At 68.7% G+C, this 920-nt stretch carries 1 protein-coding gene; it reads left to right on the top strand.

Going from position 1 to position 920, the window contains the following annotated elements:
- The coding region (locus A5787_RS27910; RefSeq protein WP_197507413.1) for a hypothetical protein at positions 1-799 on the top strand (799 nt) is incomplete at its 5' end.
- Positions 800-920: the final 121 nt, after the last annotated feature.

Genomic DNA, 920 nt, shown 5'->3' with positions numbered 1-920 from the left:
CGACGCCGCGGCCGCACTCGCGGTGAGCGCCAACCCGCCGGCGACGATGCAATTCCTGACGCCCGAAGTGCTGCGCGCCCAGCTTGCGGCGGCTCCCATCACCGCCATCACGGTCACGTCGGCACCCGCGGCGCCCGACGACGACCCCGCCAATGACCAGTACGTCATGTTGTCGGCCAAGTTCGGCCCGACCCTGTCGCAGGCCCGTGTCGGCCTGCACCGCAGCGGCGACGAATGGAAGCTCGACCGCGGCACCGTCGCAGTCGACATCGGTTCGCCCGGATCGAACAACGCCTCGCTCAAGGCGGTGGCGCTGTGGGGCGTCGGCACCAATGGGACCTCCCCGGTCGGGGTCTTCCCTGGCGCCCTTAATGTCTCGTCGAACAATCCCAACATCGACATCACCGCGCAGGCGCCGCCGGTGTTGCTTGACGGACTGACCGGCGCCGCCGATCACCCCCCCATCCAGCCGGTGGCGACCCTGAACGACGTGGGGCGCCAGGCCGTCAAGACGGCGCTGGACACCTGGACGCGTCACTGCTTTCGCGGGGTGGCGCCGCCCCCCGACTGCTCGACCCTCGACAGCGGCAACAACACCGTGGTCGTCGACGGCGGCGGCGACTTCAGCAAAGTGACCTTCACCTTCGATCCCAACACGATGGCGGTGACGACCAGCGGCGCCATCGTCTACCACGGCCGAGCCGCCGGCATACCCGACTACACCGTGAGCTCGATCCCGATCGGCACGGTGGACCTGACGAAGGATCCGCCGGTGTTCGTCCGCACCGCCCGAGGATGACTCCGCGGTAGCGGGCGAATTTGCGCCGATTCAACCGTTCGGACGTTTTAGGATGCGGCCATGCCGTTGAGTGAGGGGGCTCGGTTCGCGGGCTATACGGTGGTGCGGCTGTTGGGGGCCG

The sequence above is a fragment of the Mycobacterium sp. 852002-50816_SCH5313054-b genome, assembly GCF_001667185.1.
GTDB lineage: Bacteria > Actinomycetota > Actinomycetes > Mycobacteriales > Mycobacteriaceae > Mycobacterium.
Note: the sequence above shows the minus strand (reverse complement) of the source record. Positions and strands in the feature narration are given on the sequence as shown.